This window comes from Nostoc sp. LEGE 12447, from assembly GCF_015206985.1.
Lineage (GTDB): Bacteria > Cyanobacteriota > Cyanobacteriia > Cyanobacteriales > Nostocaceae > Nostoc.
In genome coordinates this window covers 24,665-40,812 of the sequence record NZ_JADEXT010000054.1, presented here as the reverse complement: position 1 = coordinate 40,812, position 16,148 = coordinate 24,665, and the positions used below count along the sequence as shown (strand labels likewise).

General features: G+C 40.9%; 10 protein-coding genes and 2 pseudogenes. 10 read left to right on the top strand and 2 right to left on the bottom strand.

From position 1 onward, the window contains the following. The 3 genes and pseudogenes from IQ274_RS31680 to IQ274_RS31670 form a co-directional block, all read left to right on the top strand. A pseudogene (locus tag IQ274_RS31680) lies at nt 1–349 on the top strand (hypothetical protein); the annotation flags it as partial. Between the two features lie 9 nt (nt 350–358). Then, the gene (locus tag IQ274_RS37590; RefSeq protein ID WP_265578591.1) at nt 359–2,713 is read left to right on the top strand and encodes an NACHT domain-containing protein; all 2,355 of its coding nucleotides are present in this window, start codon (nt 359–361) and stop codon (nt 2,711–2,713) included. Between the two features lie 47 nt (nt 2,714–2,760). Next, complete coding sequence (locus tag IQ274_RS31670) at nt 2,761–4,986, top strand: pentapeptide repeat-containing protein (protein WP_194144623.1); 2,226 nt, start codon at nt 2,761–2,763, stop codon at nt 4,984–4,986. 476 nt (nt 4,987–5,462) lie between these two features. Here IQ274_RS31670 and IQ274_RS31665 read toward each other — a convergent pair whose 3' ends face one another. After that, the gene (locus IQ274_RS31665; RefSeq protein ID WP_194144622.1) at nt 5,463–5,843 is read right to left on the bottom strand and encodes a four helix bundle protein; all 381 of its coding nucleotides are present in this window, start codon (nt 5,841–5,843) and stop codon (nt 5,463–5,465) included. Nucleotides 5,844–5,915: 72 nt separating this feature from the next. Here IQ274_RS31665 and IQ274_RS31660 point away from each other — a divergent pair, with 72 nt between their 5' ends. After that, on the top strand, nt 5,916–6,926 hold the full coding sequence (locus IQ274_RS31660) for a tyrosine-type recombinase/integrase (protein WP_194144621.1): 1,011 nt from the start codon (nt 5,916–5,918) through the stop codon (nt 6,924–6,926). Between the two features lie 305 nt (nt 6,927–7,231). Here IQ274_RS31660 and IQ274_RS31655 read toward each other — a convergent pair whose 3' ends face one another. Further along, nucleotides 7,232–8,113, bottom strand: a complete 882-nt coding sequence (locus tag IQ274_RS31655; RefSeq protein WP_194144620.1) for a hypothetical protein — start codon at nt 8,111–8,113, stop codon at nt 7,232–7,234. Nucleotides 8,114–8,325: 212 nt separating this feature from the next. On the opposite strand from IQ274_RS31655, the gene IQ274_RS31650 reads away from it, so the two are divergent. From IQ274_RS31650 to IQ274_RS31625, 6 genes and pseudogenes are all read left to right on the top strand, one after another. After that, nucleotides 8,326–10,662 carry a type I restriction-modification system subunit M gene (locus tag IQ274_RS31650; protein ID WP_194144619.1) on the top strand — a complete coding sequence of 779 codons (2,337 nt, stop codon included), beginning with the start codon at nt 8,326–8,328 and terminating at the stop codon, nt 10,660–10,662. Next, nucleotides 10,662–11,078 (top strand): XisH family protein, encoded by a 417-nt coding sequence (locus IQ274_RS31645; protein WP_194144618.1) that lies wholly within the window; start codon nt 10,662–10,664, stop codon nt 11,076–11,078. Before IQ274_RS31650 ends, IQ274_RS31645 begins: the two co-directional genes overlap by 1 nt. Further along, entirely contained in the window at nt 11,066–11,401 is a 336-nt protein-coding gene (locus IQ274_RS31640) for a XisI protein (RefSeq protein ID WP_194144617.1), read from the top strand. Before IQ274_RS31645 ends, IQ274_RS31640 begins: the two co-directional genes overlap by 13 nt. Nucleotides 11,402–11,461: 60 nt before the next feature. Further along, the gene (locus tag IQ274_RS31635) at nt 11,462–12,760 is read left to right on the top strand and encodes a restriction endonuclease subunit S (RefSeq protein ID WP_194144616.1); all 1,299 of its coding nucleotides are present in this window, start codon (nt 11,462–11,464) and stop codon (nt 12,758–12,760) included. A gap of 23 nt (nt 12,761–12,783) precedes the next feature. Beyond that, nucleotides 12,784–12,891 (top strand): annotated as a pseudogene (locus IQ274_RS31630) (element excision factor XisI family protein); the annotation flags it as partial. Between the two features lie 70 nt (nt 12,892–12,961). Then, the gene (locus tag IQ274_RS31625) at nt 12,962–15,934 is read left to right on the top strand and encodes a type I restriction endonuclease subunit R (RefSeq protein WP_194144615.1); all 2,973 of its coding nucleotides are present in this window, start codon (nt 12,962–12,964) and stop codon (nt 15,932–15,934) included. Nucleotides 15,935–16,148: the final 214 nt, after the last annotated feature.

Genomic DNA, 16,148 nt, shown 5'->3' with positions numbered 1-16,148 from the left:
AGTAACGCAACAAAATCAAGTTGGTGCAGATGCCACTGAATCGCTCACTAAAGAGGATGTTGTCAAGTTACTGGCACAATTAGAAGCTTTAATTCAAGGCGCAGAACTCCCAGCCGACACTAAAGAAGAAGTAATTGAAGACTTGAGTGCAGCTAAGAAAGCAACAGATAAAGAAGAACCAAATAAGCAACGAGCATTAGAGCGTTTGGGAACTGTGGCAGAAACACTTGAAAAAACAAGTAAGGGCGTGGAAGCTGGTCAGAAAGTCTGGACAATAGCCAAGCCGATTATTGTAAAAGTTGCAACTTGGTTAGGTGTTGCGGCTGGTTCTCACCTGTTGGGATTGTAGAACTGAATTATGAGTCAGCAGCCACCTGAGAACTTGGAACCACAACAGCCTGATGCAAATTTAACGCAGCCGGCTGATGGTTCTGCATCTCAAAATGTAGTGCAGGGGAATCAAAACCGTGTAGTTCAAGGTAATGAGAACCAATCTGTTTTAGGTGACAATAATACAGTAGTTCAAGGTAGTAACAACTTGATGTTTGTCATCAAGGAGTTAATTCTTGGTCAGCAAGCAGTAGCTCCAGTAGGCAACCCTGCACGACCAAAGAATGAACGGGTACTATTAGCCGCAGTCAAGGAAGAAGTTACAGCACGGTTAAGGCAATCTCTACACAATGCGGTGCTGATTAATTTAGGTAAACAGTCGCAACCCCAGCAGGTTAAACGCCCTTGGGATGCAGAGATAAAAATTGGCTTAAAGCCTGTTGAACCTCTTCCAAATACTACAACTATTTTGTCAGTTTTTGAGTCAGAAGAAATTGCAGGTAAACTATTAATTTTAGGTACGCCAGGGGCAGGCAAGACAACCACACAATTAGAACTGGCACAAGCTTTAGTCAAACGTGCGGAAGAACAGCCTGATTATCCCGTTCCTGTTTTATTCAACTTGTCCTCGTGGAAAGATGACCGCCAATCTCTAACTGATTGGCTAGTAAATGAACTCAAATCTAAATACGGTGTTTCAAACCAACTTGCTAAAGAATGGGTAGTCAATCACCAACTGCTGCCAATGTTGGATGGTTTAGATGAACTGGAACCACAGCGCCAAGAACTTTGTGTCCATGAAATTAATCAGTTTTTAACGGGCGAGAATAGACCACTTTTTCTAGTCGTTTGTAGTCGGATTGAAGAATATAGTAGCTACTCCACTCAATTGCAACTTGACGGTGCTATTTACTTACAACCTTTAACCGATAATCAAATCTATGCTTATCTAAGAAATATTAAATCTATTGAATTGTGGTCAAGCATTAGTAATGATATCAACTTACTAGAATTAGTTAAAACCCCCTTACTACTTAGTATTACTGTTCTAGCATCTCAAGAAATATCTTTTGAACAATGGCAGCATTTGACTTCTACAGCAGAACGTCTTCAGTATTTACTAGATGCCTATATAGGGCGGATGTTAACACGAGATATTAACAGTAAGGTATATTTTAAAAACAAAACTAAAACTCCTAATGCTAGAAAAACGCGAATGTGGCTTGTTTGGTTAGGCAAACAAATGCAAAGAGAAGCTCAAACGGAGTTCTTGATTGAAGAAATGCAGCCTAGTTTGTTAAAAACTAAAATTCTCATAATTATTTATAATTTGATTGTCTGGGGAGTTATACAAATGCTGATTTACGGACTGATTGGAGGGCTGCTTCAAGGTCTGAATTTAGGGTTTATTGAATGGTTAATTTCGGGGCTGATTTCGGGGCTGATGGGAGGGCTTATAAATGGTTTATTTGGTGAGATAATAGAGTATAGTCTTGAAAATAAAGGTTTAATTAGGTCTAATAGCTTTTTAAATAAAACTATTAGAAAATGGCTGATTTACGGACTGATTGGAGGGCTGATTGCAGAGCTGACTGAAGGGCTGATTTACGGGCTGATTGAAGGGCTGATTTACGGACTGATTGGAGGACTGATTTTTGGACTGATTGGAGGACTGATTTTTGGGGTGATTGGAGATAAAATTGAAGCAATTGAAATTATAAAATTTTCTTATCATAATTTAAAAAATGGGCTAATTTTTGGATTAATTTTTGGATTAATTTTTGGATTAATTCTTGGGCTGATTGCAGGGCTGACTGAAGGGCTGATTGAAAACCTGATTGGATATCTGATTTTCGGGCTAATTTTTGGATTAATTCTTGGGCTGATTGTAGGGCTGATTGTAGGGCTGATTGTAGGATTTCATAGTCTAGAAATAGAAAATAAAACTATTCCTAACCAAGGGATTTGGCAATCTGCTAAAAATACAGTAAATTTATCAGTCTTGTTTTTTTTAACTTCTACAACATTAATCTTTTTGATTCAACTAATTATAACAACTAATAATACTTTAAATGAAACTTTAAAATATTTTTCAGATGGAGCTTTTAAAACTTTAACTTTAAATGAAGCTTTAATTTTTAGCTTAATATCTGGATTATTTTTCGGATTATTAATGGGGATACCTAGAAGTGGAACACCCGTTATTAAACACTTCACCCTACGCCTCATACTCTACTTCAACGGCTACATCCCCTGGAACTACGCCCGTTTCCTCGACTACTGCACCGAGCGATTATTCCTCCAGCGTGTTGGTGGTCGTTACCGATTTATCCACAAACTGCTGCAAGACCACTTTGCCCAAATGGAGTTCAAACGGAATTAGGAAGATATAACCCTTTTACAAGGGGAACGTTATTGTAGAACACATTTATGAGTCAGCCGCCTGAGAACTTAGAACCACAACAGCTTGATGCAAATTTAAAGCAAGCTGATAGTCCTACATCTCAAAATGTGGTGCAGGGTCATCAAAACCGCGTAGTTCAAGGGGAAGATAATAAAGCTGTTCTAGGTGACAGCAATTCAGTAGTTCAAGGTAATCACAATACCCAGAATATCCACATCACCAATTATTATTACCATGAAGATATTCGGGTAGCTTTTGTAAAACCTACGTCAGATGCTTTTACTGATGAAGAACTTCCATGCCCCTATCGCGGTTTATATCACTTTAGTCCAGATGATGCGGAATACTTTTTTGGCAGAGAAGTTTTTATAGAAGAACTGTTTGAGGCAACTAAAACCCGTAATTTTATTCCTGTGCTGGGTGCATCAGGAAGCGGTAAATCTTCTGTTGTGTTAGCAGGATTAGTACCGAAACTGCAACAAGAAGGTCATTGGAAGTTTACTCACTTTCGCCCTGGCTCTAACCCTTTCTACGGTTTGGCTGAAGCATTAGTTCCACTCTACACGCCTGATTTGGATGATACGGATCGGATAGCCCAAACACGCAAGTTGGCTAATTACTTCTGCAATGGCGATGTTCTTCTTGTTGATGTCATTGCCAAAATTCAGCAAAACCATCCTCACCATCGTGTGTTACTGATTGCTGATCAGTTTGAAGAGTTATATACCTTATGCAATGATGAAAAAACCCGCAGTCATTTTTTGGATTCTCTGCTAACTATTATTCAATCTCCCACCAGCAAATCGCTATCGACAGTATTTGTTGCAACTATGCGGGTGGATTTTTTAAGTTACGCGCTCTCATATCCAGAATTTGCGGATCGGTTGAAAGCTGACATCAAGCTGATCAGGTCAATGAATCGCTCTGAATTATCAGAAGTAATTGTAAAGCCTGCGCTAAAGTTGGGAGTAACATTCCAAGATGGGCTGATAGAACGCATTTTAGATGATGTAGAGTCCGAACCTGGGAATTTACCTTTATTGGAGTTTGCTTTAACTTTGTTATGGGAGAAACGCACCGATAAGCAATTGACTCATGCAGCTTATGAGGCAATTGGTGAAGTGCAAGGTGCTTTAGCTAGTCACGCAGATACAATTTACAAGAATTTAAATGTTACTCAACAGCAACAAGTAAGTAAAATTTTTATGCAATTAGTCCGCCCTGGTGAAGGTACTGAAGATACCCGCAGGGTAGCAACGAAAGCCGAATTAGGTGAAGAGAATTGGTCATTGGTGCAAGATTTAGCAGATGCGCGATTGGTTGTCACAAGTCGTAGTGTTGATGGGCAAGAAACTGTAGAAGTTGCCCATGAAGCGTTGATTCAGCACTGGCAGTTATTACAAAGTTGGATTGATGAAAATCGCAGCCAAATTATACAGAAGAACCGAATCGAACGTTTAGCTAATGAATGGGGAGGTAATAAAAAGTCGCCGGATTATTTACTGCAAGGAAAACAACTAAATGAAGCTCAGGCATTTCAGAAAAAAGAATCTGCAAACTTAACATTATCGAGTTTAGCTACTGAGTTTATTCAACAAAGCATCAGGTATAGGCGAAATAATCGCTTAAGGCTAATTAGTTTTGGTTTTATTCCGTTAGTCGCTTTAGCTGTATTTTTAGGATTTACTCTCCCCAGAGAATTCAAAATTAGTCAGTTGCGGAATACTGTTGAGCAGGCTAAGGGACAGACAGTTAGTCCTGCACGAATCCTCGCACTTCAAGAATTGGTCAAGCTTGGTGTTTCCCTTAATAATATTCCACTCAATGGTGCCATCCTCAATGGTGCCTACTTCAATGGTGCCAACCTCAATGGTGCCTACTTCAATGGTGCCAACCTCAATGGTGCCAACCTCGAAAGCGCCAACCTCAAGGGTGCCAACCTCTTTGGTGTCTACCTCAGCCTTGCCAACCTCAAGGGTGCCAACCTCAAGGGTGCCAACCTTGAAAGTGCCATCCTCAAGGGTACCAACCTCAATGGTGCCAACCTCAATGGTGCCAAACTCAATGGTGCTAATTTGGGTTGCAGAGCAATTTCTGAATATGACGAAGAATGCACCAATCTCAGTAATGCCAAAAACCTAACACCTGAGCAAGTTAAAGCTGCCCAAAATTGGCAGCAAGCGTGCTACGACCCAGAATTTCGTAAAACACTGGGCTTACCACCTGAAACTCCAATCGAGTGTAAAAATTAAGCATTGTATAGACAAACGATCGCATCCTTTCACACGAGTTACCAAATACCTCAATTCTTTATATCTTCTGCCTTTGAGGAGATGTCGGGATAGCTCCTAATCTTGACTGTGAGCCTGTTTCACTTCTATGTCGTCAAACTACCTTTAAACGACTTGTGGGCGATCGCAAGTGATCGCGGATTGGTTTGACTAATAAATTATTAGTGTCTTCCTACCTCTTTCTCCTGAAAGAAGACGAACTCTTCTGATACCAAGTGGTTGAAGCATTTTGATATCGCTGATAGCAACGATTTTCTATCAAGGGTATAGAAGAGAGTGTAGACAAATTAGGGAGCCGCAACCAGAGAAAAACCCCTTCACTGTGACCAAGAGTGCTAGATAATGGTTGTGGTATTGGAAACTGCCATTCTCGATACCGTAGCAGAACTTCGTTCTTCGGGGTAAAGGTGAAAGGGGAAGGGGGAAAGGTTTTGGTTTTATGGTTTGGAGGATTGATTTATGGCTTGAATTTGGTTAGACAGCATCCGGCTCAACTCCATTGCTTGGGTATAAAGCTGACTGTAAGTTTGGTTGTCTAAATAACCTACTTCTAAGGCGACTCTTAGAAGACTACGAACTTCTCCAGCAGAACCCTTAGCAATATTGAGAAAATTCAGGTACTCCTTGCGAGAAGCTCTTTCAAAGCCTTCAGCAATATTTGTAGGAATTGATACTGAAGCCCGTCTTAATTGATCCCGCAAACCAAAGTCCCTGCTCAGGTTTCCTGTGTTACTTATTAAGTATATTTGCTTAACCAGTTCAATACCTTTTTGCCATACTCTCAAATCCTCAAAAGTTTCAATCTTTTTCTTTTCCATTCCTTTAACCCTTCCCCCTTCCCCTTTCCCCTTATTATGACCAAGAGTCGAGATACGTAGCCGGGGGGAGTCATGAGCCAAGATATGGAATCCGTCGAGTTAGTTGTAGTCCAAAAATTGGAAAATGCCCTCAGTGCGAAAATTGAGGCATACTTTGCTGGCTCCATTGACTCTGACCCCGATGTTTTGGAAGAATTGCTGAAATCCAAGAACAGCGAGGGAACCCGTAAAGCTTACCGCAAAGATATCAACGATTTTTTCACTCGCATGACGGGCCAGCGCCCTAACCGGGATTCTATTTTGGAGTTTTTACACCTGGACGGTCACAAAGCAACGCTGGTAGTGACTAAATATAGATCCATACTCAATGAATCTGGACTAGCACCGAACACGATTAACCGCCGACTAGCTGCAATTAAATCTTTGGTTGCTTTTGGACGAAAGCTGGGAGTTTGCAACTATGCTGTGGATGTGGACAGCATCCCAGTGCAGTCATACCGCGACACTAGCGGTTGTACAGGCGAGGAATTTTTGACAGTCATTAAGGGGTGCGATCGCTCGACTTTAGCGGGGAAACGGGACTATGCTTTGCTGCTGCTACTGTGGGGCAATGCTCTGAGGCGAAATGAGATTAGCACCTTAGATGTAAGACATTTTGACGCATCTAGAGGGACGCTATCAATTTTGGGTAAGGGCAAGCAAGTACGAGTGACAATCAATCTGCCAAAAGTCACTGTGATAGCGATTACTGATTGGGTGATTGCCCGTGGTGGGGATATGTCTTTGTCCCGCCCATTGTTTACCTCGGTTGACTTCCAAAATTCTGGTCACAGGTTAACCGGGGATGGCATTTATAAAATAGTCAAACGTTTGTTTAAACGATCTGGTGTTGAAAAGCACATGAGTCCGCACCGCTGCCGCCACAGTGCTATCACAGCTGTACTTGAAAAGACTGATGGTAATGTCCGCAAAGCTCAAAAACTCAGCAGACACGCTAAATTAAATACGCTCCAAATTTATGACGATAACCGCAATCGCGATCAACTGGAGATGTCTGAATTATTGATGGATGGGTTGGATTGAAGTGGTTGCTAGACTATTGGTGAAGCGGGCGGCGGCGGCAGAATTGGAGAATGCCATGAATGTTTCAGCGCACTGGTTTAGGCACAGTAGAGCAAGCGTTTGAGCAAATTGAGTTAGAGGAATAAGTTACTCAATTACTTAACTCAATTACTTATTACTAGAGATTTGGGAATTAGAATTTAGAAACGGGAGAGAACTGTGAGCTTGCGCTTACATACACCGAACGGGTTGCCGCAGGCATTGCTCCAATTATGTACCAGGGCGAGCGCAGAAATGTTTAACGCCACAAGAGATATATAGGATGATTAAGTAATCGAATCCTCAAATTCATAAAGGGACATTGATTCTGGCAAATAGCGAGTGACAATTGATTCTCGGCGAGTGACATCATCAAATAATCCGGGTTGAAAGAATTCCACTTGATTTTCAATTCTTCTGACATCATCAAATAATCCGCGTTGAAAGAATTCCTCTTGATTTTCAATTCTTAAGGCTTCAGATGTACGATTAATCAACGATATTGTTTGCTCACCACTTAACGGGGATAGTTGATTCTCAAGTTCCAAATGCTCTTCAAAAGAAAATGCCGAGCCTGGAACTGGGTCGCTGCACCACATTATTTGTCGGGTGTTTGGATTTTGAAAAACAATGTGATGTGATTCATTTGTGAGCCAACCTTTTGGCGCTGTTGTCACATCTACAAACCGTAATAAATTTAGATTTGGATTTTTCCATAATATATCCTGATCAAAAATCATGGGACAGGCATAGTAAACTTTTGCACCTTTTATCTGACTCAATCGACATAAAGTTTCATGTTGAGATTTATTAGTCGATTTATTCGGCTTTAGTGACAAGGCTGAACGATAGTATGGTGTTGTAAACCCGTGAGGAAGATTTTTACTCCTTCGAGTTATTACTTCTACAACTTTGAATTGTAAAAACTCTCCAAAATAGAATTTAGATAATTTCGAGCTACCGTCTGAGATAGCAGAACGGAGTTGCATAAATAAATCCTGCTCGGACAAATCAGATTGTGTCCAACCTTGGTCAAAACCAACCCATGCCTCTTTTTGAGGAGAAGGTTTTAATAGTCTAAGAAATTTCGCACCAAATCGTTTTTCATACTGTTTAACAATCGCCCGATGAAAGTGCATTTCAAGCAGACTCTCTGGCAACCAATCCATTGCGTGTATCTATACCTTATTTAAGTATTGTGTTTATCTCACTCTTAAGTCAGTATTCCCATTCCTTCCAAATTAGTTACAACTGGCACAGAGCAACCAGCACAAGATTACCGTTCTCGCTCAACGACACGGGAAAGATGCTTTAGCCAAAAGGGGTAGAAAGTAATACCATGAATGATGGTCACAAGCTATACGCCCCGGTTACTTTTTAGATGGATTTATCACTGCAAAACAAAAACGTTTCTTTTATTTGGTCAATCGCTGATGATTGTCTGCGGGATGTATATGTGCGGGGTAAGTACCGGGATGTAATTCTGCCGATGTTTGTCCTGCGGCGGCTGGATTGTTTGCTGGAAGAAACGAAAGATGCAGTGCTGGAAGAGGTGCGGTTTCAGCGCGAGGAGGCGGAGTTTACGGTGCTTGACTCCATCGGCTTGCGGGAAGCATCAGGCTATGTGTTTTACAATACCTCTGATTGGACATTAAAGAAATTGGTCAAGACTGCTTCTAATAATCGCCAAATTTTAGAAGCGAATTTCAAGGCTTACCTAGATGGCTTTAGCGACAACGTTAAAGAAATTATCGAGAAATTTGAGCTACGCAACCAAATCCGGCGCTTAGTGCAGGCGGATGTGTTGTTGGATGTGCTGGAGAAATTTACCTCACCTTATATCAACCTGAGTCCCCACGATACCCTAGACCCGGATGGGCGAAAACTACCAGGACTGAGTAACCTGGGAATGGGTTATGTATTTGAAGAATTAATCCGCAAGTTTAACGAAGAAAATAACGAAGAAGCCGGTGAACATTTCACCCCCCGCGAAGTTATTAAATTAATGACTCATCTGTTGTTTATCCCAGTCAAGGATAAACTACCACCAGTAATTACGGTGTATGACGGGGCTTGCGGTTCTGGAGGAATGCTGACGGAATCCCAGGATTTTATTACCGTTTCCGAAGGGGAAATTAAATCGCAGGCGGCGGTTTATCTCTATGGCAAAGAAGTGAACGGCGAAACCTACGCGATTTGCAAGTCGGACATGATGATTAAGGGCAATGACCCGGAGAACATCAAGTTTGGTTCGACACTAGCAACAGATGAATTTAGCAGTCTGCGGTTTGATTTTATGTTGTCGAATCCGCCCTATGGGAAGTCGTACAAGTCAGACCAAAAATACATTCTCGATGGCAAGGATGTTTTAGACGGTCGCTTCGAGGTGTTACTAAAAAATTTTAAAGGTGAATTAGAAGTAGTTCCGGCGATTCCCCGTTCTTCCGATGGGCAATTGCTGTTTTTGATGGATATGGTCAGCAAGATGAAGCGGCTAGATGAGAGTCCTTTGGGCAGCCGCATTGCTTCAGTTCACAATGGTTCTTCGCTGTTTACCGGGGATGCAGGTAGTGGGGAAAGTAATATTCGCCGCTACATTATTGAAAATGACTGGTTAGAAGCCATTATTCAGTTGCCGAATAATTTATTTTATAACACGGGGATTACAACATATATTTGGGTTCTGTCTAACAAGAAAGTACCAGAAAGAAAGGGCAAGGTGCAATTGATTGATGCGTCAGAACTTTATCAAAAATTACGCAAGAATTTGGGAGCGAAGAATTGCGAGTTTGCAACTGAGCATATTGAAAAAATCACCCAGCTTTATTTAGAAATGCCGAATCAAGGTATTTCTAAAGTGTTTGACAACAAAGACTTTGGTTTTTACAAAATTACCGTGGAACGCCCTTTACGGCTGGCGGCTCAATTTACTCTGGGGCGAATCGAAAGGTTGCGCTATGTGCCTGGGTTGCGGGAGGTAATGGAATGGGCTTACGAAAAATGGGATGATGAGATTTACACTAAGCTGGCGGATTGCAAGCAAGCAATTGAAGATTACATCGAAAGTGAGGAAATTAATCTATCACCTAAAGTAAAGACATCGCTATTTACTGCGAAGACTTGGAACGGACAACGGGATTTGATGCAAGTAGGTGAAAAACTCGCCGCCGAGATGGGGCAAGATTTATGGATGGATTTTAATAACTTTTCGGCGGCGTTGGATGTGGCTTTGAAAAAGCTGGATATTAAACTTTCTGCCAGTGAGAGGAACCAAATCTGCAATGCTGTAAGTTGGCGAGATGAGAACGCCGAAAGGGTGGTGAAGAAGCTACACAAGTTAAAAGGTAATCAACTGAGTGATTTGTTGACGGAGTTGGGAACCACTGAGGATAACTTACCTGATTATGGTTATTGGACTGGGAAGAAAGCGGGGGAATGGGTAGAGTATGAGTCGGATAGTGAGTTGCGGGATACAGAAAATGTACCGTTGAAAGAACAAATACATGATTACTTTGTGCGGGAAGTGCGTCCCCATGTGGCTGATGCTTGGATAGCTTTAGATAAAACGCAGATTGGCTATGAAATTAGTTTTAATAAGTATTTTTATCAGCACAAGCCGTTGAGAACTTTAGAGGAAGTGACGGCGGAGATTTTGCAATTGGAACGTGAGACGGAAGGGTTGTTAAAACGGTTGGTGAGTTTTGGGGGGATAAACTGATGTCTGCTAGAGATATCTTCCATGAAAACGTCAAAAAAGCTCTCCAAAAAGAACAATGGGTGATTACAGCCGACCCGTTAAAATTTAAATATGGTAACGTAAACTTTCAAATTGATTTAGGAGCAGAACGAGTTTTAGCAGCAGAGCGACAAGGCGAGAAAATAGCTGTAGAAATTAAAAGTTTTCTCAATCCTTCGGCTGTGACTGATTTTTATGCAGCTTTAGGTCAGTTTTTAAGCTATAGATTAGCATTAGAAGCAACTGAACCCGACCGCTTATTGTATTTAGCTGTTCCTTTAGATATTTACGAGACGTTTTTTCAGTTTGAATTTACACAAGCAGCTAGACAACGGTATCAGCTTTTATTAATTGTCTATGAACCTGTACAGGAGGTAATTGTGCAATGGATAAATTAGCCAAGTATCGGGAGTGCGTGCAAAGTTTGTTAACTCGTTATGCTAACGAAGATGTGGCTCTTGATGAAGTGGAAGTCCAGCTAATTTTTGATGAAAAGCGCGACCATTATCAGTGGATGAATGTGGGGTGGGAAGGGTTAAAGCGTGTTTATCGCTGTATTATTCATTTTGATGTTAAGGAAGAAAAAATCTGGCTACAACAAAATTTAACTGACCAAAATCCGGCTGAGGAGTTGGTAGCAATGGGTGTACCACGAGAGGATATTGTTTTGGGTTTGCAACCTGCTTATAAACGGCAGTATACAGATTATGGTGTGGCTTAGATTGGTGATGGTGAATATTTTGCAATTGCAGCAGTTAGTAAGTTTGGGGGAGGTAAAGTAATGACTTTCCCCAAGTATGAAAGTTATAAGGATAGTGGGGTTGAGTGGATAGGAGAAATTCCAAGTCATTGGAAGTTGCGAAAGGCAAAATATCTTTGGAGAGAACTTGAAGAGCGTTCCGTGAGTGGAGATGAACAGTTACTCTCAGTTTCTCAATACTCAGGTATTATTCCCCGTGATGAAGATTCTAGAAGTGAAAGCCTGATAGATTACAAGCGATGCGAACCAAATGATTTAGTTGTTAATATCATGCTTGCTTGGATGGGTAGCTTAGGTATTTCTGAATACATAGGAATTGTAAGTCCTGCGTATTGTGTTTATCGACAATTGCAGAACCACAACTCAAAATACTTGGGATATCTGTACAAAACCTCCATTTATTTAGCTGAATTTGCGCGTCGTTCTAAAGGAGTTGTACCTTCACGATGGCGCATATATACAGAAGATTTTGGACAAGTTTTAACACTTCTACCACCTAGAGAAGAACAACAACGAATCGTTACTTTTCTAGAGCGCACTACTGCCGAAATTGATGAAGCGATCGCCAAAAAACAGCGTCTCATCAAACTACTGCAAGAGCAAAAAACCATTCTCATAAATCAAGCTGTCACCAAAGGGTTAAACCCTAAAGCACCCATGCGGGATAGTGGTGTTGAGTGGATTGGGGAGATTCCTGCAACTTGGAGAATTAGTAGGATTAAATATTTATTTGAGAACTTTAACGGAATACAGATGGGCCCATTTGGTTCAATGTTGATTGATATTTCAGAACAACCAACACCATACAAATTATATGGACAGCAGAACACAATTAGTGGAGATTTTTCAAATGTTAGTAGATGGTTGAGTCCGCAAAAATTCAAATCACTCAAAAAGTATGTAGTAAAGCCTGGAGATATAGTTACTACAAGAAAAGGCAGTATTGGCAACTGTAGATTGATTGGTTCAGACGTGGATGAAGGAGTTATTGACTCTGATACAATCCGTATTAGAGTTAATAAGTCTATCATTGTTCCTGACTTTTTAGCTTTGCTTCTCCATGAGGCTTACTATGTCAATAGCATGATTTTTTTTAATCGACGTGGTGCTGTTTTGAGTGGATTAAATACAAGCACAATAGCTGATTTAATTATTGCCTTTCCAAATATTGATGAGCAGATGGAAATTCTTAATTATGTAAGAAAGCTACAAGAACAATTTAATTATACTTTTGAGGTAATTAATAATCATTTAACTACCCTAAATGAATATAAAAGTCAAATTATAGCTCAGACAGTTACTGGCAAAATTAAAGTATAAGCAGAAACTTCTACTAAAACGGCTTGGGGATTGTTGATGATCTGTTGGCAGCAGGTATCCCCAAAGCCGATATTATTTTAGGCTTCCATCACCCTAGTAAACGCGCACTCACTGAATTTGCGATCGCTTAGATACATAGCACACTCGGCTACAAAGAACTATCATAGGAGAAATACTAGTATAAAATTTAACTAATTTCCTATGGTCAGCAAAACCAACGAGCAAGCACTGGAAAACTGTATCAAAACTGCACTCGTTGAACACGCTGGCTACCAAGAAGGAAACCCCGCAGATTTTGACCGGGAGTTTGCTATTGACCGAGAGAAGTTCTGGCGCTTCTTAGAAACCACCCAGGCGGAAGAACTGGCCAAACTCAAAGACCGTCCCAACTGGCAACGGCTAATTCTGGAACGTTGCGATCGTAAAATCAAAAAAGATGGTATCCTCTCTGTTCTTAAAAAAGGATTATCCATCGATGATGCTCACCTGACCTTGCTTTACAGCCTCCCCTACAACGATACAAATCCGGCTGTTTTAGAGAACTTTGAAAAAAATATCTTTTCGATTACCTGCCAAGTACATTACTCTGAAAGCGATGCAGGGTTATCCATTGATATTGTGCTATTTCTGAATGGTTTAGCGATCGCCACGATGGAATTGAAAAACCCCTGGACGGGTCAAACTGTTTACCACGCCAAAAAACAATACCGAGAAGACCGTAATCCCCAAGAACCACTGCTGCAATTTAGTCGTTGTCTAGTCTACTTTGCTGTTGATACCGATGAAGTGTGGATGACCACAAAATTAGACCATGAGAAAACTTACTTTCTACCTTTCAACAAAGGTTTTAATTTTGGCAAGGGCAACCCAGCCAACCCCAATGGGCACAAATCTGCATACTTGTGGGAATCTATTCTCACCCGCCAAAGTTTCACCAACATTATTGAACACTTTGCCATTCTCATCCCCGGCGATACCAAAATACCCCTTGCTCAAAAAAACCTTTATTTCCCCCGTTATCACCAGCTTGATGTCGTTCGTCAACTCCTTACCGATGCCCGAACACGGGGCACAGGACAGACTTATTTAATTCAGCATTCCGCAGGTTCGGGTAAATCTAATTCCATCACCTGGACGGCATATCAGTTAATCGAACTCTACGCCAAAGGTGCAGATAGTCCCCTGTTTGATTCGGTTGTGGTTGTCACAGATAGACGCATTCTTGACAGACAACTCAAAGATAATATTAAAGATTTCTCTCAAGTAAAAAACATCGTTGCCCATGCCACCAATGCCCAAGAATTAAAAGCTGCTCTAGAGAACGGTAAAAAAATTATTATTACTACAATTCAAAAATTCCCCTTTATCGTTGATGGCATTGAGGATTTGAGCAGTAGTACTTTTGCTGTAATTATCGATGAGGCTCACTCATCACAAAGTGGGAAGGCTGCTGATAACTTGAATATGACTCTCGCTAAAGAAGAGGATGATGAAGAACCCGAAGATTTACAAGACAAAATTCTCAAAGCAATGTCAGGGCGCAAAGTTGGTAAAAATGCTTCCTACTTTGCTTTTACTGCCACACCCAAAAACGCAACTTTAGAAAAATTTGGTCGGCGTATGGCAGACGGTAAATTTGTGCCGTTTCACCTCTACTCGATGAAACAAGCGATCGAAGAAGGCTTTATTCTTGACGTACTCGCCAATTACACCACTTACAAAAGCTATTACGAAATTCAAAAATCTATCTTAGATAATCCCATCTTTGACACTGCCAAAGCCCAGAAAAAACTCCGGGCTTATGTGGAAGGACATAAACAAACCATTGGCACTAAAGCCGATATTATGGTTACTCATTTTATCGGACAGGTATGGACACCCAAAAAGCTCAAGGGCAAGGCCAAAGCGATGGTCGTTACCCGCAACATTGAAACCACCATTCGCTACTTCTTTGCCATCCGCGAACTGTTAAGACAGGCGAACGCACCTTTTAAAGCAATCATCGCCTTCTCTGGTAAAAAAACAGTAGACGGCATTGAATATACCGAAGACATCATCAACGGCTTCCCCAGCAAAGATATTTCCGACCAATTTAAAAAAGACGATTACAAAATTTTGGTGGTTGCAAATAAATTCCTTATTGGGTTTGACGAACCCGTGCTACACAGTATGTATGTTGATAAAAAATTGCAGTCGGTGCTGGCAGTGCAAACCCTATCTCGCCTCAATCGTTGCAACGATAAGATGGGTAAACAAGATACCTTCGTTCTCGATTTTTACAACACCGTTAGCGACATCAAAATCGCTTTCGACCCCTTTTATACTGCCACATCCCTGAGCGAACCCACCGATGTCAATGTCCTCCACGATCTCAAAGAAGTTTTAGATGATGTGGGTGTTTACGAATGGTATGAAGTCGAGCAATTCAACGAATTATTTTTCAACAAAGCCGAAGCTGAACAACTTAGTCCTCTCATTGACACCGCCGCAACTCGTTTCAATGCAGAATTAGGACTCGAAGACGAAGCAAAAATCGACTTTAAAATCAAAGCAAAACAATTCGTTAAAATCTACAGTCAAGTAGCCTGTATCATTCCTTATAACAACATCCAGTGGGAAATGCTGCACTGGTTCCTCAAATTCCTTATTCCCAAACTTGCAGTTAAAAACCCCGACCAAGACCAACTTGATGAACTCCTGGAAAGTGTAGACTTATCTACCTATGGCATAGAGCGAGTTAAATTAAATCACACCATTGAACTCGATGCTTCGGAATCTGAAATTGACCCGCAAAACTCCAATTTACGCGGCTACCATGACGATGCACCGCAAAGAGACCCCCTTGATGAAATCATATCCGCCTTTAATAATCGATTTTTTACAGGCTGGGATGCTACTCCACAAGAACAACGGGTAAAATTCATTAATATAGCTAGACACGTAATTGACAACCCCTATTACCAAAATCAAGTCGTCAACAACCCTGACGAACAAAATCGCCGCCTCGCTTTAGAAGAATTAATTAAACAAGCTATCAACAGAGAGCGCAAACGCGAACTCGACTTGTATAAACGTTACGCATCTGACCCAGAATTTAAACGGGCATTTGATGCCAGCATCATGCAGTTACTTGCTCAAGGTAATCTAGATGGATTCCAGCAGCTTTTAGGATAATGAGCTTGTCAATAAGGTTGAGAATAACTTTCCCATTTTGGGAATGCCACAAACCTGATTTTTATCATTTTACTCAACTAAGTTAAGTAATTAAGTAAATTATCAGCAGCCTTTTCTATCTTGAAGGAGGCTGCTGATTTGAGAGCAAGTGAATAATCAACTGCATTCATTACTTTCACAGTGACATCTTTCATTGCTGGGATTATACTTATCT